General features: G+C 44.4%; 12 protein-coding genes, 2 tRNA genes and 3 rRNA genes. 14 read left to right on the top strand and 3 right to left on the bottom strand.

Annotated features, from left to right (window positions below; all coding sequences use genetic code 11):
• Window positions 1-73: 73 nt before the first annotated feature.
• Window positions 74-886: a peroxide stress protein YaaA gene (gene yaaA / locus SJY28_RS06625; RefSeq protein WP_379543871.1), complete on the bottom strand. Its 813-nt coding sequence runs from the start codon at window positions 884-886 to the stop codon at window positions 74-76.
• 497 nt (window positions 887-1,383) lie between these two features.
• On the opposite strand from yaaA, the gene SJY28_RS06630 reads away from it, so the two are divergent.
• The 6 genes from SJY28_RS06630 to SJY28_RS06655 all read left to right on the top strand — a co-directional run bounded on the left by SJY28_RS06630 (window position 1,384) and on the right by SJY28_RS06655 (window position 6,157).
• Complete coding sequence (locus SJY28_RS06630; RefSeq protein WP_379543872.1) at window positions 1,384-2,535, top strand: Re/Si-specific NAD(P)(+) transhydrogenase subunit alpha; 1,152 nt, start codon at window positions 1,384-1,386, stop codon at window positions 2,533-2,535.
• Between the two features lie 115 nt (window positions 2,536-2,650).
• Window positions 2,651-2,989, top strand: a complete 339-nt coding sequence (locus SJY28_RS06635) for a proton-translocating transhydrogenase family protein (protein ID WP_197707696.1) — start codon at window positions 2,651-2,653, stop codon at window positions 2,987-2,989.
• Window positions 2,986-4,386: an NAD(P)(+) transhydrogenase (Re/Si-specific) subunit beta gene (locus SJY28_RS06640; protein WP_379543873.1), complete on the top strand. Its 1,401-nt coding sequence runs from the start codon at window positions 2,986-2,988 to the stop codon at window positions 4,384-4,386. The genes SJY28_RS06635 and SJY28_RS06640 overlap by 4 nt, the downstream gene beginning before the upstream one ends.
• Before the next feature lie 279 nt (window positions 4,387-4,665).
• Window positions 4,666-5,202 (top strand): acyl-CoA thioesterase, encoded by a 537-nt coding sequence (locus SJY28_RS06645; RefSeq protein ID WP_379543874.1) that lies wholly within the window; start codon window positions 4,666-4,668, stop codon window positions 5,200-5,202.
• 176 nt (window positions 5,203-5,378) lie between these two features.
• A complete protein-coding gene (gene iscX / locus SJY28_RS06650) occupies window positions 5,379-5,588 on the top strand; it encodes a Fe-S cluster assembly protein IscX (protein WP_021812734.1) in 210 nt (69 codons plus the stop codon).
• 65 nt (window positions 5,589-5,653) lie between these two features.
• Complete coding sequence (locus tag SJY28_RS06655) at window positions 5,654-6,157, top strand: GyrI-like domain-containing protein (protein WP_379543875.1); 504 nt, start codon at window positions 5,654-5,656, stop codon at window positions 6,155-6,157.
• A gap of 141 nt (window positions 6,158-6,298) precedes the next feature.
• Here SJY28_RS06655 and dapE read toward each other — a convergent pair whose 3' ends face one another.
• Entirely contained in the window at window positions 6,299-7,516 is a 1,218-nt protein-coding gene (gene dapE / locus SJY28_RS06660) for a succinyl-diaminopimelate desuccinylase (RefSeq protein WP_379543876.1), read from the bottom strand.
• Window positions 7,517-7,578: 62 nt separating this feature from the next.
• Window positions 7,579-8,334: a 2OG-Fe(II) oxygenase gene (locus tag SJY28_RS06665; protein ID WP_379543877.1), complete on the bottom strand. Its 756-nt coding sequence runs from the start codon at window positions 8,332-8,334 to the stop codon at window positions 7,579-7,581.
• 141 nt (window positions 8,335-8,475) lie between these two features.
• Between SJY28_RS06665 and SJY28_RS06670 the strand changes: the two genes are divergently transcribed.
• The 8 genes from SJY28_RS06670 to rrf all read left to right on the top strand — a co-directional run bounded on the left by SJY28_RS06670 (window position 8,476) and on the right by rrf (window position 20,070).
• A complete protein-coding gene (locus SJY28_RS06670; protein WP_057758888.1) occupies window positions 8,476-9,363 on the top strand; it encodes a 23S rRNA (adenine(2030)-N(6))-methyltransferase RlmJ in 888 nt (295 codons plus the stop codon).
• Window positions 9,364-9,389: 26 nt separating this feature from the next.
• The gene (gene pssA / locus SJY28_RS06675; RefSeq protein WP_379543878.1) at window positions 9,390-10,304 is read left to right on the top strand and encodes a CDP-diacylglycerol--serine O-phosphatidyltransferase; all 915 of its coding nucleotides are present in this window, start codon (window positions 9,390-9,392) and stop codon (window positions 10,302-10,304) included.
• A gap of 629 nt (window positions 10,305-10,933) precedes the next feature.
• Window positions 10,934-14,125: an ESPR-type extended signal peptide-containing protein gene (locus tag SJY28_RS06680; protein WP_379543879.1), complete on the top strand. Its 3,192-nt coding sequence runs from the start codon at window positions 10,934-10,936 to the stop codon at window positions 14,123-14,125.
• Window positions 14,126-14,792: 667 nt separating this feature from the next.
• Window positions 14,793-16,331 (top strand): 16S ribosomal RNA (locus SJY28_RS06685).
• A gap of 75 nt (window positions 16,332-16,406) precedes the next feature.
• Window positions 16,407-16,483 (top strand) — tRNA-Ile (locus SJY28_RS06690).
• 9 nt (window positions 16,484-16,492) lie between these two features.
• Window positions 16,493-16,568, top strand: a tRNA-Ala gene (locus tag SJY28_RS06695).
• A 346-nt stretch (window positions 16,569-16,914) separates the two neighbouring features.
• A 23S ribosomal RNA gene (locus SJY28_RS06700) occupies window positions 16,915-19,770 on the top strand.
• 186 nt (window positions 19,771-19,956) lie between these two features.
• Window positions 19,957-20,070 (top strand): 5S ribosomal RNA (rrf, locus tag SJY28_RS06705).
• The 16S, 23S and 5S rRNA genes sit together here with 2 tRNA genes alongside, the layout of an rRNA operon.
• The last annotated feature ends 108 nt before the right edge of the window (window positions 20,071-20,178 follow it).

A 20,178-nucleotide genomic window follows, 5' to 3' on the forward strand; every position in this document is an offset into this window, starting at 1 on the left:
GGAGAATAAAAAACCCATCATAAGTTTCGGCTTATGATGGGTCTTTTATAATTGTGACTCATATTATATCAAGTTACTGATCCGCCGCATCCCTTCTAAACGTCCACGTCTTATTATCGGACGCATCTTCACAATAGTAATATCCTGCCAAATCAAACTGCTTTAGCTGTTCAGCATCGGTCAGCTTATTATCAGCAGCATATTTCACCATCAGTCCACGGGCTTTTTTGGCATAAAAGCTAATCACTTTGTATTGACCATTTTTCTCGTCTTCAAATCGTGGCGTGACGATATCTGCCTTCAGTGCTTTCTTTTTTACCGCCTTAAAGTATTCATTAGAAGCTAAATTAACCAATGTTTTGTCATCGCTGTCAGCCATACGCGCATTGATAACGTTAGTGACTTCCTCACCCCAAAACTCATAAAGATTGTCACCGCGCTCATTTTTCAGCTTGGTGCCCATCTCTAAACGATATGGCTGGATCAGATCTAGTGGCTTTAGTACTCCATACAGTCCAGACAAAATACCTAAGTGCTCATTGACATAAGTAGCGGTATCTTTGTCCATATGATACATATCAAGTCCAGTATAGACATCGCCATCGAATAAATAGCCTGCAGGCTTAGCGGCATTATCAGAGGCATCGTTAGTAAATGGTTGCTCTTCGCTCCAATGCCATTGTTGATTGCGCGTAGCATTAAGCTGAGCCAAATCGTCAGATATACTCATCAATTCTTGTAGGTCAACGGGCTCTTTTGACTTCAGTACTTTCATCAATTCTTGTGAGCGCTCGATTAGCTCGGGCTGGCTATAGTAGTTGCCTAAATTTAATGGTATAGCATCTGTTTCGTTCAGGGATTTTGCAGGGGAGAGCAAAAAATACATGTTTATTCCTTATTATAATGAATCGATGACGGGTTTTTTCGAGTGTCAAGTATTCTTATTATACGGTATGCATGGGTGGAACTTGACTTCACCTTGCTTATTTTATGTTTATTGACGTTATTTGTTTAATAAAAGAACGGATTTAACATTAGGAAATAAATGGAGTTAGGCCTGTACCTATAAGGGCTAAGCGTTTTTCAGAAAAATAAAAGGCTTTAATATACCAACAAAAAGTATGCCAATGGTGTAAATACCTAAATTTTTATTTTACTTGTGGGTCATCATTAGACAATGAAACTTGACGAACGATATCTCTATAATAAAAAGGCATGATGGTAAAGTAGCTATCATTTATTAAATTGATAACCTTTGGTCGCTGTAATGGATTAATCATGATCAAAGGGTTTTGTCCCCTGTGCTTTTTAGATGTGCGTTGAGGGTATTAAAGGTAGTCGTGAGACGTAAATATAGTCATTGGACGTAAGTAAGGAGACGGTATGAAAATCGGTGTAATCAGTGCAGATATCACGAGCGAGAGCCGTGTAGCCATAACCCCAGACGCAGTCAAAAAATTGCGTAAACTTGGGTTTGAAGTCGTCATTCAGTCAGGTGCAGGCCAATCAGCATACTATGCTGATGAGTTGTATCAGGCTGCGGGTGCCGACATTGCCAGTAGTCGTACCGAGGTGATTACCCAGTCTAAGATTATTACCACCGTCAATGACCTACCAGCGGAAGCCACTGAAAGCTTGTCGTCTGGTCAGATCGTCATTGGCATGCTTGACCCGTATCGTAACACTCAGCTTGACACTTATGCAGCCAAAGGCGCAACAGTCTTTGCGATGGAGTTATTGCCTCGTACACTGTCACGCGCACAAAATATGGATGTATTATCATCACAAGCCAACCTTGCTGGTTATAAAGCCGTATTGCTCGCGGCCAATGAGTATTCACGTCCTTTTCCGATGTTTATGACGTCGGCAGGTACGGTTAAGCCAGCCAAAGTCGTTATCCTAGGTGTTGGTGTTGCAGGTTTACAGGCGATTGCGACAGCAAAGCGTTTGGGTGCAGTGGTAGAAGCCAGTGACCTACGTCCAACCGCTCGCGAGCAAGTAGAGTCACTCGGTGGTAAATGGCTTGATGTGCCGATGAGCGCAGAGGAGGCTGAAACAGCTAAGTCTACCGGTGGTTATGCATGGACGCCATCAGAGCAATATGTCAAAGATCAAGCGGCTGTCGTGGACAAAGCATTGAGCAACGCTGACATCGTTATTACTACGGCGCAGATTCCTGGTCGTAACGCTCCGCGCTTGGTACATGGCGCAACGCTTGCCAAAATGAAGGCAGGTTCTGTACTGATCGATATGGCGGCTGGTACCGGTGGTAACGTCGAAGGCAGTGTGCCTAACGAAACCATCACCACAGACAACGGCGTACGTATCGTTGGCGCCGCCAATATCCCATCTATGCTAGCCGCACAGTCTTCAGATTTGTATGCCAATAACCTTGTTAACTTTATTACGACATTGATTGCACCTGCTGGCGATGAAGCATCAGCTAGCTTAGCACTTAACTTAGACATGGAAGACGAGATTCAGGGCGCACTGGCAGTGACGCATGACAGTCAGGTACGACTGGCCAAACGCTAGTTTGAATAGTCTATTACCACATATTTTGTCACTACACATTTGCCAGTAATGAATAAATTTTTAGGAGGATTAGATGATTGCCACTATTTTAGCTGCAGCGCCAGCCGGTGCGGCCATGAGTAGCACACCATTTGTAGCGATTTTCACTGTGTTTGTGCTCGCTATTTTTGTCGGATACTACGTGGTTTGGGGCGTTACGCCTGCATTACATACGCCATTGATGGCGGTAACCAACGCTTTATCAAGTATCGTCATCGTGGGTGCGATGCTACAGACCGTCACGATTGATGGTTCAATGTTTACACCGACCAGTTTGCTTGGTGCCTTTGCGGTATTTTTAGCCAGTATCAATATTTTCGGTGGCTTTGCTGTGACTGAGCGTATGCTTGCGATGTTCAAACCGAAAGTGAAAAAAGCACCAGTAGCAACCACCGATGCCGGAGGTGACGCATGAACGACTTCTCAGCAATGATTGCGGCAAATGCAGATTGGTTCTATCTAGTCGGCGCTATCCTCTTTGTTTTAACGTTACGTGGTTTGTCTAGCCCAAAGACCGCGATTCGTGGTAACCGTTTTGGTATGGCAGCGATGGCGATTGCCGTCGTAACAACCTTCTTTTTAGCAGAAGGTCCTGTGCTTTGGTTGATTATCGGGGCGATGGTGTTGGGTGCCCTCGTTGGTATGTGGAAAGCGAAAACAGTCGCGATGACACAAATGCCAGAAACGGTTGCTTTGATGCATTCATTCGTCGGTTTAGCAGCGGTTGCGATTGCACTTGCGACGGTATTACACACTGAACAGCAGCATGGTGCCGTTGCTCGCATCGAGCTATTTATCGGTTGCTTCATTGGTGCAATTACGTTCTCAGCTTCAGTCTTTGCCTTTGGTAAATTGGCAGCGAAAAGCTGGGCGAAAACATTGGTTGGCGGCTGGGTAAAACCAGTTCAAGCGCTACTGTTCATTGCGATGATTGGTTTCGGTGGTGTGTATTTCGTCACTGACTCATTACCGGCATTTTATGCGATGGCAGTGATTGCCGTTATCTTTGGCTGGATGTGGATTGCGCCAATCGGTGGCGGTGACATGCCAGTAGTTGTATCACTACTGAACTCATTCTCAGGTTGGGCAGCAGCAGGTATTGGTTTCACGCTTGGCAACTCGATGCTGATTATCGCGGGTTCGCTAGTCGGTTCATCAGGTGCGATCTTGTCTTATATTATGTGTAAAGCCATGAACCGCTCACTACTTAATGTCTTATTCGGTGGTATGGGTACGTCAGCTGTTGCCGTAGGCGGCGATGATGGTGCACCGAAGAACTACAAAGCAGGCTCAGCAGAAGACGCAGGGTTCCTCATGTCTAATGCTAGCAGTGTGGTCATTGTACCAGGTTATGGTATGGCACAAGGCCGTGCACAAAATGCAGTAAAAGAGCTATATGAGCTATTAAAAGAAGAAGGCGTTAACGTTCGCTTTGCCATTCATCCGGTCGCGGGTCGTATGCCAGGCCATATGAACGTCCTATTGGCTGAAGCTGATGTACCTTATGATGATATTTTAGAAATGGACGAGATCAACTCAGACTTTGCGAGTACAGATGTGGTGTTGGTTATCGGTGCAAACGACGTTGTAAACCCATCTGCGAAAGATGATCCTACTTCCCCAATCTTTGGTATGCCGATTCTAGAAGTTAGCAAAGCCCAGACGGTCATGGTCATCAAGCGTTCAATGAGTACCGGTTATGCAGGTCTGGATAACAGCTTATTCTACATGGACAAAACCATGATGATCTTTGGTGATGCTAAGAAAATGGTAGAAGAGATGGTACGTACTATCAATGGCGGCGGTCATTAATCTCTAAGCTATGTTTTTAACCATTATTATTTGCAGATAAGTTTTTAGATAAAGAAAGTCACTGAGGTGGCTTTTTTTGCGTTAAAGTGGGCGGCATTTATGAGCCGACTATAGACTGAGGTTATTTCCAATTACGGTGAGTTTTTAATAATCATAATATTAACTGTGCTTTATCTACTCAGTATACGATTTGCGCCTGATTAACCTTTTAACCCATCTGAACAGCTTCAACGTTAGACGATTACCAATTATAAATACGATGAAATAAGAGAAAGATTTATGAACATGTTACTGCGTTTTTTTATTATGGTTAACTTGCTTAAGCAACAGCTCAAGCATCAATCGACGAGTGAGACTATCAGTCTAGAGACGTTGACTGCACCGACCGTTCGTCATTATCGAATTTTGCCTCACGATATGGGATTTCGCGATCATTTACCCAATTATCGTTATTTATCATTTATTGAGCTAAACGTGACACGCTGGGTAAAGGCGTGCTGTCACGAAAAAGGCATTAAGTCACTGAATTGGGTGATTGCCATGCAAGAGATGATTTATCTTAAGCAAATTAAATTTTTGGATAAAATGACGCTTAGCAGTGTAGTCGCAGGATGGGATCATAAATATGTGTATTTTGAGCATCGTTTTTTTGTCAAAAACCAGCTGATGGGCGTTGGTATGACCAAGTTTGTTTTTACAGATAGTAAAGGTATGCGCACACCAGAAGTATTAGATATGATGGGCGAGCAATTAACAGACACCATTAACACATGGAATGAGCATCAAGTCGCGGTAAAATCGACTAAGTCAGCCTAAGCTACATCGCAAAACAGGATTGAAACCCAGTATTGGAAAACAACATCATAAAATAACTTGGCTATAATCATTTGCTGAATTTTGGTAGGATAGAGCCCATCAAATCGTCAGTATTAGGACGATGGCATCGTTTTTAAAATGATGATTCTCAAAACGACTAAAAATAAGGTACCGTTATGACACCACAAAAATTAAAATGGACAGACAGCTTAGATATCGCGATTGAGCTTTATGAGAAATTTCCAGAAACAGATCCACAGTATATTCGCTTTACTGATTTGCATCGCTGGGTAACTGAGCTTGAAGGCTTTGATGATGATCCACAAAAATCAAATGAAGGCATCTTAGAAGCCATTCAAATGAACTGGATTGATGAAGCAGATTAATCGATTCGATCTGCCAGCATTGCCATAAATAGAAAACTAAATAAACAGATAAAAAAGGCCGCATCATGACCTCACAAATTAAAGAGCTACCAGAAGCGATAGCTTGTCGCGGTATCAGCGTTCGTACCACTAACAACGCTGAGATAAGCCATGACACTGCCAAACTTGGTAGATTATGGCAGAAATTTTATCAAAATCACGCGGGTGAACTTCCTGAAGGTGAAGACATTTATGGTGTCTATCACAACTACGAAAGCGATGATCTGGCAGGAGCCTTTGACGTTGTGGCCAGTTGGAAAGTAGCCAGCGAGCAAGATGCACAATCAGAAAGCGACAGTGTGGCCAATGCTAGTAATGTAGTGACGGTTGATATTCCTGCAGGAAAGTACTTGGTATTTTCTGAAGAAGGTTATATGCCTAACACTGTGATGAATGCATGGGAAAGTGCTTGGGAGTATTTTAATGCGCCCGATTGCGAGCATACCCGTACTTTCAATATAGACTTCGAGCATTATATCGGTGGCAACTTAGAATACGGTCAAGTTGATGTCTATATTGGTATCGAGTAAAGCTAGTAATTGGCTTAAGTAATTTAAGCTGCTCAAGATATTACCGAAAAAAACAATGACAAAAAAGCGCTAACCTAAATCAGGTAGCGCTTTTTCTTTGGACAGATGCAATTAATTAAAAAGGCGTAATTAATCTTACAATTAATCCAACAGTAGATTTTCCAAAATGCCTTCGTAAATCTGCGCAAGCTTTCCTAGGTCATCGACTTCTACTTTTTCATCTACTTGATGAATCGTCGCATTACGCACACCCAGTTCGACGACTTGTGCACCAGTTGGCGCGATGAAACGTCCATCGGAGGTACCACCAGAAGTTGATAATGTCGTATCAACATCGGTCACTTTTTTGATGGCATTTTGACATGCCGAAACCAGTTTTCCTTCAGGGGTTAAAAACGGCTGACCAGATAATTTCCAATGAATATCGTAGCTCGCTTTACTGTTGGCAAAGTGCTTATCGAAGATAGCATGCGTTTTTGCCTTTAGTTCATCTTCAGTCGTTTCAGTTGAAAAACGGAAGTTAAAGACCACGTCTAACGTTTCAGGAATGACATTGGTTGCGCCAGTGCCGCCGTTAATATTTGATATTTGCAATGACGTGGCTGGGAAGTAGTCATTGCCATTGTCCCATGCGGTAGACGTCAGTTCAGCAAGGGCAGACATCGCCGCATGAATCGGATTAGATGCTAGATGTGGATAGGCGACATGGCCTTGTTTACCTGTAACAGTAAGCTCTGCGCCCAATGAGCCACGACGACCGTTTTTGATAATATCACCTAACGTATCGGTACTTGATGGCTCACCAACGAGACAGTAGGTGATTTTTTCTTGACGTGCCTCTAAAGTCTCGATCACTTTGACCGTACCATTAATTGACGGGCCTTCTTCATCTGAGGTGATTAAAAAAGCAATAGAGCCATCATGTTCAGGATGATTGGCGACGAAGCGTTCGGCTGCAACAGTAAAAGCTGCAATACCCGTTTTCATATCGGCGGCACCGCGTGCCCATAGATAACCATCAGCGATGGTTGGTGTAAACGGAGGATATGTCCAGTTTTTTTCGTCACCCGTTGGCACGACGTCAGTATGACCAGCAAAGCAAATCACTGGATCGGTAGTACCGCGGCGTGCCCACAAGTTTTTAACTTCGGCATGTTCGCCGCTTTGTTTTCTATCACCAAAATACATAAACTCGCAATCAAAGCCTGCTTGTTCTAACCGTGCTGACAACATATCTTGGCAACCATCATCATCGGGCGTTACTGAAGGACGCTCTAACAGTGCAATACTTAAATCTAAGGTTTCTTGCTGATGAGTCGTGTGTTGCGACGCGCTTGATTGGTTATGAGAGTCAGACATGGATAAACCTTTTATATAATAAATTGAAATGGTAAATATAAATGAATAATAGAGGATAAATGCTAAACGGCTACTTCGACAAAGGGTACAAGACCGTCACGGCGCATCCAAGTGGCGATAGAGTAGCGTTGGCGATGTGCAGTTTGTACTTGATGACGTAAATCGCTATCGAAAATAATCAGTCTATTGGCAACTGGCATCACTTCATGGTGCGTGCCATGTTTATCAACGACTTCTAGCGCACCGCCGTCAGTTGTTCCCCAATCATCATTGAGATAAAACACTGCTGAGATAACCCGTTCATCACGTCCAGCGGGGTTATCACTGTGCCACTGATAGCCAAAGCCAGTCGGATAGCACGCATAATGTGCTTCACTATGGCGAATACCAGCGAATAAACTACGATTGAATAGCGAGGCCAAAGCATTGATGCTTTGTAGATAGTAATAGCCTGCAAAAAAGTCTTCGGTAATCCAGCGTATTCTATCACCGCGAATATCACTGATGCGAACACCAGCGGTCAGCTCTGCATCACGATAGTCAATAAAACCGCTTTCTGCTTGTAGTGCCAATAAGGCAGTACTATTGAATACGTTATCAATAATGAGCCAGCCATCAGTGACAAAGGTATCAAGCTGTTTATCCGTCAGCTTATCTTTCCAGTTAACCGCAAAGTCAGACATTTGCAATATATGCTGAGTAGGAGTTTCTTGGCTATCATTATGAGTATTTGGCAGCAGTAATGGTGGATTATCCTGACCTATCGGATGATCAACGACCAACGCTGTCTTGTTAAGGTTGCTAATAATCTGCGTCATTTCATCTCATTATTATTAATCAGCTGTCAATATACCGTCATTCAATACGTTTTTATTGAAAGCACTTACTAAAACCACATTATCTTTTACTCTGCCTATGCTACCATAGATGCAATTTTTCTTATTTAAACTTTTGAGATTATGAACTATAAACACGCCTACCACGCTGGTAACTTTGCTGATGTGGTTAAACACATTTTATTGGTACAACTGCTTAATCAACTGGGGCAGAAAAACAAACCTTTTTATGTGCTTGACGCTTATGGCGGTCGTGGACTGTATTCACTAAGCAGTGAAGAAGCGCGCAAAACAGGTGAGGCCAAAGGCGGTATTCAAGCTTTTCTAAAAGCAGATACCGAAAAGGCACCAGCTGCTGTCAAAGATTATATGGAAGGCATTAAGCAAGCCAAATTCACTTACGACAATAAAGTCTATCCTGGTTCGCCATGGTGGGTGGCCCATCACGTTGAAAAAACCGCCGCTAAAAAGCCTGATGCTGGCGTGCGTGCTGAGGCTTTTGAAGCCAAAGCGACTGAATACGATGCGTTGAACTATCAGCTACATAAGTTGCCAATTGGTATCCAACATCGTGATGCTTTTGAAGGTATTACCGCTGTTATTCCACCAAAAGAAAAGCGCGGTTTGATTTTCCTTGATCCTCCTTATGAGCAAGAGCATAAAGATTTTACGCGTCTTATCGACCTATTGGTCGCGGCTTATAACAAATGGCCACAGGGCACTTATGCGCTTTGGTTCCCAATCAAAAACATCGAAGCCGTAGAGCTCTTCTATAAAAAGCTCAAACGTACTGAAATGAGACGTCAGCTGGTTTGTGAGCTAAACATTTATCCTAATGATGTTGCGGTTGGTCTGAACGGTACAGGTCTACTGGTTATCAATCCGCCATGGCAGTTTGATAATCATGCACGTGAGATATTACGTTTCTTACAGCCAGTACTAAAAGTAGAAGACGCGCCAAACTTGACGCCTGATAGTGCGACCAATGTGCGCTGGCTTGTCGGCGAATAGCAATAACGGCCAATAAGGATATTAAGATGACGACTCAGCCACCTATCGGCCAGCCGAATAATGCACCTGTGAACAATTCATCGCTAAACGACGGCTCGCTGCAAGATAATGCAGCGACTCAGCCACCGTTTATTGATGAGCATGAGTTTAATATCCGCTTAGCGGATAACGACAGCTATGATGGTTTGACATTTGAGGTGATTGAAGCTGAAGTAGCCGAAGGTAAGCGAGTGGTCAGTCGCGGCGTCTATTTGGCACCCAATCTGATCACTACCTTATCGCTACTGTCAGGCTTTTACTCGATTTTGGCGAGTACCCAAGGCGAGTTCTATAAGGCAGCTTTGGCTATCTTTTTATCCGCTATTCTTGATGGCGCAGATGGACGTGTCGCACGTATGCTCAATGCGCAAAGTCCATTTGGTGAGCAATACGACTCTTTAGCAGATATGCTAGCGTTTGGTGTTGCCCCTGCTATTTTGATTTATAGCTTCGCTTTAGAGCCATTGGGTCGTATCGGCATTGGCTGTGCGTTTGTCTTTACCGCTTGTGCTGCTTTTCGCCTTGCACGCTTTAATGTTCAAGTCGGCATCGTCGATAAAAAGTACTTTGTTGGCTTGGCAAGTCCCCTGGCTGCTATATTGGTAACGTCCGCTGTGATGGTCGCAGTCGATCATAATGAGTGGATTGGTCAATACGATACAGCCGTCATGCTACTGTTTGCAGCTTGGGTCGTGACTTGCGGTCTACTGATGGTCAGCAATGTCAAATACTATAGCTTTAAAGAATTTGATAAAAAGAAAGTACCTTTTGTAGTGCTTATCATTGGGGTGCTAGTCATGAGCATCGTGCTCTATGATATTCCTGTTGGTATCTTAGCCATCGGCATTATCTATGCGTTATCAGGTATCGTGACTACGATAAAAGCAAATTTTAAACACTAAATTTGATATCTTCCATATCCTATTTTAGATTGCTATGAGTTATTTTCAAACTTTAACCATTTAAGTTAGTTAATACTAAAACAACTCTAAACATATCTTACAAGAGCCGCTTATCTATTGATAAGCGGCTTTTTTGTGTCTTATGAAAAACCATTATTCTCTTAATGACTTGCATACTGTCATACATAGGTTAATGAGTATTCTCATCTACATGTAATAGATAACTCCATCAAACCAATACTCGTCAAACATATATATTAGCCAGTATTTTCTGTTCCAGCCTCATAATATATTCTTTAAAGAATATATTTATAAGTTACAAATTCAAAACAAGAATTTTACAATTAATATATAATATTTCATTATGTATCTATAATGTTCCCTTTTATATCAAAATTACACAGAAATATTTCTAGAGATGAGAGTTTTAGCTCTCAAAACTTTAAGAATAATATTTTAATTTTCTAGTGGACAGGCTGTTCATAGAAACACTCAACCAATAGCTTCCTTGTTTAACTATTTATCAACACTAACGTCTATGTCTAATAGTGATAGCTTAACTATCAGTCTATTTATATAGCCATCATATAGTTGCCCTAATAGCGACTTTATATATACAGGATACTCTCATGTTAAACCATGTTTACCGCGTTGTTTTTAATCGTTCTACGGGTTGCTATACCGCCGTTAGTGAAATCAGCAAGTCGGGTGGAAAGTCTAATAATAGATCAGGTCAAGTGGGCACAGTGCCAGCTGCGAAACTAGGCAACTCACTACGCCGGAGTGCTATAGGGGTTGCTATTGCTGGCGTGCTAGGATTGACGGCAATGAGTAGCCAAGCGGAAGTGTGTATAACGCAACCCAGTGGAACAAATGGCAGTACCGCCCCACAAAATACATCTATAGCTTGTGGATTTCAAAACCAAGCTTTGAATACCAATTCAACGGCAATAGGTTATATCAATGTTGCTTCAGCTCCTTCTAGCTCAGCAGTAGGTTTCCAAAATAGAGCTTTGAATACTAATGCAACAGCAATAGGTTATGTCAATGTTGCTTCAGGTCCTTTTAGCACAGCAATGGGCCATAGAAATGAAGCATCAAGTCTATATAGCTCAGCGGTAGGCAACACTAATACTGCCTCTGGTGAAAGTAGCTCAGCGATAGGTGCTTACAATAGAGCATTAGGGAATTCCAGTTCAGCTATAGGTTCAGAAAATTATGTTGTAGGTTTTAGAAGCTCAGCATTTGGTAACGAAAATAGAATAACAGAAGGTTTTGGATTGGCAGCAGGTCGCCTTAATCAGGTTGAAGGCTATGTTGGTACGGCTGTAGGTTTTAGTAATAAGGCAATTGGTCAAGCCAGCTCCGCAATAGGTAACGAAAATACAGCCTCCGGAGTTCGTAGCTTGGCAATAGGTAGCGACAACTCAACCGCTGAGGAGCGTAGTACTGCAGTTGGTAGTCTAAACGTAGCTTCTAAGTTGCGTAGTTCAGCGCTAGGTTCTAATAATACTGCTTCGGGAGAACGTAGCTCAGCAGTGGGGTATGGTAATACTGCATCAAGTAACGATAGTTCAGCAGTAGGCTCTAATAATAATGCCTCTGAGGAGGGTAGCTCAGCGTTAGGTCGCAATAATCAGGCTTTGAGCAACAACAGTTCAGCAATAGGCTTCAATAATGCTGCATCAGGTAACAATAGTTCAGCAGTAGGCTACAACAATATAGCATCTGGTTTAGGTGGTTCAGCAGTAGGCTACAATAATACAGCCTCAGCTAACGATAGCTCTTCATTGGGTTTTAGTAATCAAGCGTTAGCAGAGAGAAGTTCAGCATTGGGGAACTACAATATTGCATCAGGTGTTTCTAGTTCAGCGATAGGTAGTTTTAGTAGGGCATCAGGCGCCAATAGCTTGTCCGTAGGGTCAAACGCGACCGCTAATATTGATAACAGCATTGCTCTAGGAGAGCGAAGCGTCACTACTGTAGATGCAAGTGTAGCAGGTTATTCAGCTGACGGTAATACTAGTTCAACGTGGCAATCTACTTTGGCAGCACTTAGTGTTGGCGATACGTCTAGTGTTGACTCAAATAATTGGAAAACCCGCCAAATTACGGGTGTAGCAGCAGGCACATCTGATACTGATGCAGTGAATATTGCTCAGTTAAAAAAGTTAGAAACAACAGGTATTTCTTATTTCAGTAATGTAGCAACCGCTTTAGGTGGGGGTGCACAGTTCAGTAATACAGGTGTATTCCAAGCACCCACATATAAAATAAACAATGCGAACTACAATAACGTGGGTGCTGCATTTACTGCAGTTGATGGCAAGTTGACAGATTTGCAAACACAGATAAATACGATTGAGCTGACACCTGGACCTAAAGGCGAACAAGGTGATACAGGAGCAATTGGTCCACAAGGTCCAGCAGGATCTGACGGCATTAATGGTCAAGATGGTGCGCAAGGTCCTCAGGGTGAACAAGGACCAGCGGGTCAAAACGGTGTTGACGGTTTAAATGGTACTGATGGCACTAACGGTAAAGATGGTGTTGATGGTTTACAGGGTCCAATCGGTCCGCAAGGTCCAGCAGGATCTGACGGCATCAATGGTCAAGATGGCGCGCAAGGTCCTCAGGGTGAACAAGGACCAGCGGGTCAAAACGGTGTTGACGGTTTAAATGGTACTGATGGCACTAACGGTAAAGATGGTGTTGATGGTTTACAGGGTCCAATCGGTCCGCAAGGTTCAGCAGGATCTGACGGCATCAATGGTCAAGATGGCGCGCAAGGTCCTCAAGGTGAACAAGGTCCAGCAGGTCAGGATGGTATCGACGGTGCTAAAGGTGATAAAGGCGACTCAGGTATTAGCGAAGCAGCTAAAATTGAATTAGAAAGTAAAATCGAAGACAGCCAAGCTCGCTTCTTTAGCGTTAATGGCTCTAGTAACAGTGAAGATGCAGGCAATTATAACAGCAATGGCGCTACTGCTGACGGTGCAATAGCAATTGGGGTTAATGCTCAATCCAAAGGTAAGGACAGCATCGCTATGGGCACTAACAATACGGTGACTGGCGATCAATCTACCAGCGTGGGTAATGGCAACATCGTTTCAGGTGATCGCTCAGGTGCGTTTGGAGACCCGAATATTATCGGCGGCAGCGCTAATTATGCAGTTGGCAACGACAACATTATCGGTGATACTACTAGTAATTCAGTAGTGTTAGGTAGTAATGCGACAGTTGGTGCTACAGCGGCCACAGTTGATACTAATAGTGCACCAACCTTTGCTAACGAGACTAATGCCTCAAACTCTGTTGCTATCGGTGAGTCGGTGAACGTCCAAGCAGCTAATGCAGTATCTATCGGTGCTAATAGCAGTGCGACTCATAGCAATGCGGTAGCATTAGGAGCAAACTCACAATCAACGGCAGATAATACCGTATCGGTAGGCAGTGCAAACAACCAGCGCCGAATTACCAATGTTGCCGCTGGTATTAATTCAAATGATGCAGTTAACGTTTCTCAGCTTAACCAAAATCGTGCCGAAGCCTTTGGTTATACAGATAGAAGAATAAATGATTTAGAAGGTGAGACTCACTCAGCAGTAGCGGGTGCGCTTGCTTTCGGTGCTCTACGTTATCCCAACACGCCAGGTAAAGTAAGTGTTGGTCTGGGCGGTGGTACATGGGAAGGTGAGACAGGGTACGCATTTGGTGTCGGTTACACTACATCTGACGGACAGTTTTCTATCAGTAGTGCTTTTGGTGGTAGTGGCAGCCAAAATGGTGGCAATGTTGGCGTAAGCTATACTTTCGACTAATATGTAGATCTAAGAAATAAGGAAATACTTGAGCCTACTATTGTCTTTAATAGTAGGCTCAATCAATTCAATTTATCAAGTTAAAATGTTTTTGAAAACTCTTCTTGTTTTCTATCTAAAACTCCGTATAATGCCACCCAGTCGAAAGGGAAGTGGGTTACTAATTTGAATGATGCAGATTGTTTAAATTAAATAGAAAATACTTCTTGACTAAATAAATATAGCGTCTATAATACGCACCTCATCAAGACGAGCTGGAAGTAGCTAGTGTGTAGATTACACATTAATAACCCAGTTAACTTGTTGAAACAAATTAAAAAAAGAAGTTGACAGACTATTAAAACATGATATGATGGTCAGCTCGCTAAATAGGATAAGCCATATTGGCTGACTTATTTAGTTTGAAATACTAGCACTGGACGACAGTGTCAGACATTATTTAAAAGCATAACTAAAGAACAACTTGTGTGGATTTTTGCTGATTCAGAATGCTAAAAAATAAAGTTGACTATCTTTTCTTTTCGGGAAGATTATTAACTATAAAAATTGTCATTTAAGACAGCAGAAAAACTCAAAGTTAATTCATTACGAACATAATTTTTAGCGATTTTGCCAGATTAAATGAGCCAAGTTTAGAAGCTTCTTTAAAGAGCTTCATAGCAAGATTAAACTGAAGAGTTTGATCATGGCTCAGATTGAACGCTGGCGGCAGGCTTAACACATGCAAGTCGAGCGGAAACGATGGTAGCTTGCTACCAGGCGTTGAGCGGCGGACGGGTGAGTAATACTTAGGAATCTACCTAGTAGTGGGGGATAGCACGGGGAAACTCGTATTAATACCGCATACGACCTACGGGAGAAAGGGGGCAGTTTACTGCTCTCGCTATTAGATGAGCCTAAGTCGGATTAGCTAGATGGTGGGGTAAAGGCCTACCATGGCGACGATCTGTAGCTGGTCTGAGAGGATGATCAGCCACACCGGGACTGAGACACGGCCCGGACTCCTACGGGAGGCAGCAGTGGGGAATATTGGACAATGGGGGAAACCCTGATCCAGCCATGCCGCGTGTGTGAAGAAGGCCTTTTGGTTGTAAAGCACTTTAAGCAGTGAAGAAGACTCTTCGGTTAATACCCGGAGACGATGACATTAGCTGCAGAATAAGCACCGGCTAACTCTGTGCCAGCAGCCGCGGTAATACAGAGGGTGCAAGCGTTAATCGGAATTACTGGGCGTAAAGCGAGCGTAGGTGGCTTGATAAGTCAGATGTGAAATCCCCGGGCTTAACCTGGGAACTGCATCTGAAACTGTTAGGCTAGAGTAGGTGAGAGGGAAGTAGAATTTCAGGTGTAGCGGTGAAATGCGTAGAGATCTGAAGGAATACCGATGGCGAAGGCAGCTTCCTGGCATCATACTGACACTGAGGCTCGAAAGCGTGGGTAGCAAACAGGATTAGATACCCTGGTAGTCCACGCCGTAAACGATGTCTACTAGTCGTTGGGTCCCTTGAGGACTTAGTGACGCAGCTAACGCAATAAGTAGACCGCCTGGGGAGTACGGCCGCAAGGTTAAAACTCAAATGAATTGACGGGGGCCCGCACAAGCGGTGGAGCATGTGGTTTAATTCGATGCAACGCGAAGAACCTTACCTGGTCTTGACATATCTAGAATCCTGCAGAGATGCGGGAGTGCCTTCGGGAATTAGAATACAGGTGCTGCATGGCTGTCGTCAGCTCGTGTCGTGAGATGTTGGGTTAAGTCCCGCAACGAGCGCAACCCTTGTCCTTAGTTACCAGCGGGTTAAGCCGGGAACTCTAAGGATACTGCCAGTGACAAACTGGAGGAAGGCGGGGACGACGTCAAGTCATCATGGCCCTTACGACCAGGGCTACACACGTGCTACAATGGTAGGTACAGAGGGCAGCTACACAGCGATGTGATGCGAATCTCAAAAAGCCTATCGTAGTCCAGATTGGAGTCTGCAACTCGACTCCATGAAGTAGGAATCGCTAGTAATCGCGGATCAGAATGCCGCGGTGAATACGTTCCCGGGCCTTGTACACACCGCCCGTCACACCATGGGAGTTGATTGCACCAGAAGTGGATAGCTTAACCTTCGGGGAGGCGTTCACCACGGTGTGGTTGATGACTGGGGTGAAGTCGTAACAAGGTAGCCGTAGGGGAACCTGCGGCTGGATCACCTCCTTATAGACGCATTCGGTCAGCAAGAATTCACAACAAGTTGTTCTTTAGTTTAAGCTTACGTTTTTAACAAACGTATTAGGGTCTGTAGCTCAGCTGGTTAGAGCACCGTGTTGATAACGCGGGGGTCGGTGGTTCAAGTCCACCTAGACCCACCATTTTACAATGGGGCCATAGCTCAGTTGGTAGAGCGCCTGCCTTGCACGCAGGAGGTCAACGGTTCGACTCCGTTTGGCTCCACCACTACTAAGACGGTTAAGTAAGCTTTAGATGCTAATAAATAAATAGGTATTAAATAGAAACAAGTGATTGTGATTGATTACTTCTTTCTGTTTTATACAGAATCTGTGACTCGACGAGAGCATAGAGACTATTTAAAAACATAGATATGAGTCTGGGTTAGGAAGAGCGTGTTCACGCGCACTTCTTAACCTTAATAACTCACCTCTTAACGACATCAGTTGTTATCCCAGGGGTGAGTTATTAAAAAAGTAAAGAGAACTGAATCAAGCGTATAAACATAGGTGATATCGTTATCATAATTAGATTGTATGACACTTAGAAGTCGAAAGACTACTTGGGGTTGTATGGTCAAGTAATGAAGCGCACATGGTGGATGCCTTGGCAGTCAGAGGCGATGAAAGACGTGACAGCCTGCGATAAGCTTCGGGGAGGCGGCAATATCCTGTGATCCGGAGATTTCTGAATGGGGAAACCCACTTACCATAAGGTAGGTATCCTAATTTATTAGGAAGCGAACGAGGGGAAGTGAAACATCTCAGTACCCTTAGGAATAGACATCAATTGAGATTCCCCTAGTAGCGGCGAGCGAACGGGGAGAAGCCGATTAATTCTAATGTAGAAGAACAGCGTGGGAAAGCTGACCGTAGTAGGTGATAGTCCTGTATTCGAAACATTAGAGTTAACATATTAAGTAGAGCGGGGCACGAGAAATCCTGTTTGAAGATGGGGGGACCATCCTCCAAGGCTAAATACTCCTGACTGACCGATAGTGAACCAGTACCGTGAGGGAAAGGCGAAAAGAACCCCTGTGAGGGGAGTGAAATAGAACCTGAAACCGTGTGCGTACAAGCAGTGGGAGCCCACTTGTTGGGTGACCGCGTACCTTTTGTATAATGGGTCAGCGACTTATATTCTGTAGCAAGGTTAACCGTTTAGGGGAGCCGTAGGGAAACCGAGTCTTAATAGGGCGTTTAGTTGCAGGGTATAGACCCGAAACCGAGTGATCTATCCATGAGCAGGTTGAAAGTGCCGTAACAGGCACCGGAGGACCGAACCCACTGTCGTTGAAAAGCCAGGGGATGACTTGTGGATAGGGGTGAAAGGCTAATCAAACTCGGTGATAGCTGGTTCTCCCCGAAAGCTATTTAGGTAGCGCCTCGGACGAACACCATTGGGGGTAGAGCACTGTTTCGGCTAGGGGGTCATACCGACTTACCAAACCGATGCAAACTCCGAATACCGATGAGTGATATCCGGGAGACACACGGTGGGTGCTAACGTCCATCGTGGAGAGGGAAACAACCCAGACCGCCAGCTAAGGCCCCAAATTCCTAGTTAAGTGGGAAACGAGGTGGGAAGGCATAGACAGCTAGGAGGTTGGCTTAGAAGCAGCCATCCTTTAAAGAAAGCGTAATAGCTCACTAGTCGAGTCGGCCCGCGCGGAAGATGTAACGGGGCTCAAACTAGGAGCCGAAGCTGCGGATTTGAATTTGTTTTCAAGTGGTAGGGGAGCGTTGTGTAAGCCTGTGAAGGTGTGTTGTAAAGCATGCTGGAGGTATCACAAGAGCGAATGCTGACGTGAGTAACGATAATGCGAGTGAAAAGCTCGCACGCCGGAAGATCAAGGGTTCCAGTCCAACGTTAATCGGGGCTGGGTGAGTCGACCCCTAAGGCGAGGCCGAAAGGCGTAGTCGATGGGAAATCGGTTAATATTCCGATACTTGTTTATAATGCGATGGAGGGACGGAGAAGGTTATGTCAGCCTGGCGTTGGTTGTCCAGGTGAAAGGATGTAGGTTTATAGCTTAGGTAAATCCGGGCTATTCTATACCGAGATCTGATAGCAAGCTGTACTTGTACAGCGAAGTGGCAAATACCATGCTTCCAGGAAAAGCTTCTAAGCAATAGTTATAAACGAATCGTACCCTAAACCGACACAGGTGATCAGGTAGAGAATACCAAGGCGCTTGAGAGAACTCTGCTGAAGGAACTAGGCAAAATGGTACCGTAACTTCGGGAGAAGGTACGCTGTTGATGGTGATAGGACTTGCTCCTTGAGCTGTTGGCAGTCGCAGATACCAGGCTGCTGCAACTGTTTATTAAAAACACAGCACTCTGCAAACACGAAAGTGGACGTATAGGGTGTGATGTCTGCCCGGTGCTGGAAGGTTAATTGATGGGGTTAGCGTAAGCGAAGCTCTTGATCGAAGCCCCAGTAAACGGCGGCCGTAACTATAACGGTCCTAAGGTAGCGAAATTCCTTGTCGGGTAAGTTCCGACCTGCACGAATGACATAATGATGGCAGCGCTGTCTCCAGCAGAGACTCAGTGAAATCGAAATCGCAGTGAAGATGCTGTGTACCCGCGGCTAGACGGAAAGACCCCGTGAACCTTTACTACAGCTTTACATTGAACTTTGACCTGACTTGTGCAGGATAGGTGGGAGGCTTTGAAGCCGAGACGCTAGTCTCGGTGGAGCCAATCTTGAAATACCACCCTGGTCATGTTGGGGTTCTAACTCAGGTATAACAATACCGAGGACAATGTATGGTGGGTAGTTTGACTGGGGCGGTCTCCTCCTAAAGAGTAACGGAGGAGTACGAAGGTGCGCTCAGACCGGTCGGAAATCGGTCGTAGAGTATAAAGGCAAAAGCGCGCTTAACTGCGAGACCCACAAGTCGAGCAGGTACGAAAGTAGGTCTTAGTGATCCGGTGGTTCTGTATGGAAGGGCCATCGCTCAACGGATAAAAGGTACTCTGGGGATAACAGGCTGATACCGCCCAAGAGTTCATATCGACGGCGGTGTTTGGCACCTCGATGTCGGCTCATCTCATCCTAGGGCTGAAGCAGGTCCTAAGGGTATGGCTGTTCGCCATTTAAAGAGGTACGCGAGCTGGGTTTAGAACGTCGTGAGACAGTTCGGTCCCTATCTACCGTGGGCGTTGGAAATTTGAGAGGATCTGCTCCTAGTACGAGAGGACCAGAGTGGACGAACCTCTGGTGTTCGGGTTGTCACGCCAGTGGCATTGCCCGGTAGCTACGTTCGGATGGGATAACCGCTGAAAGCATCTAAGCGGGAAGCCCACCTCAAGATTAGATTTCCCTAAAGAGCCGTTCAAGACTAGGACGTTGATAGGCAGGGTGTGGAAGCGCAGCGATGCGTGTAGCTAACCTGTACTAATTGCTCGTTTGGCTTGACCATACAACACCCAAGTGGTTTGTATGCAAGTCTAATTAATCTATCTTGTATAGCTCAGGCTATAGAATAAGAAAGAACATTTCGATATCACCTTTAACCTTGATTCAGTTAGGTTACAAGTTGATCGACCATAAACTAAACATTTATAGTCAAACAATAAAAATAACAGACTCATATCTAACCTCCTTTGCTGACGACAATAGCGCGATGGCCCCACCTGATCCCTTCCCGAACTCAGAAGTGAAACATCGTAGCGCCAATGGTAGTGTGGTTCGCCCATGTGAGAGTAGGTCATCGTCAGCTCTCTATTCTGAATATCCCCCAACATTAGCTTGTCGGGGGATTTTCTTTGCGTCTGTCTTTTATTCCTAGTGACTTACGTAGCAAATCCTATTTAAAGGTGAGTAAGGA

The sequence above is a fragment of the Psychrobacter sp. R86515 genome, assembly GCF_042466315.1.
Lineage (GTDB): Bacteria > Pseudomonadota > Gammaproteobacteria > Pseudomonadales > Moraxellaceae > Psychrobacter.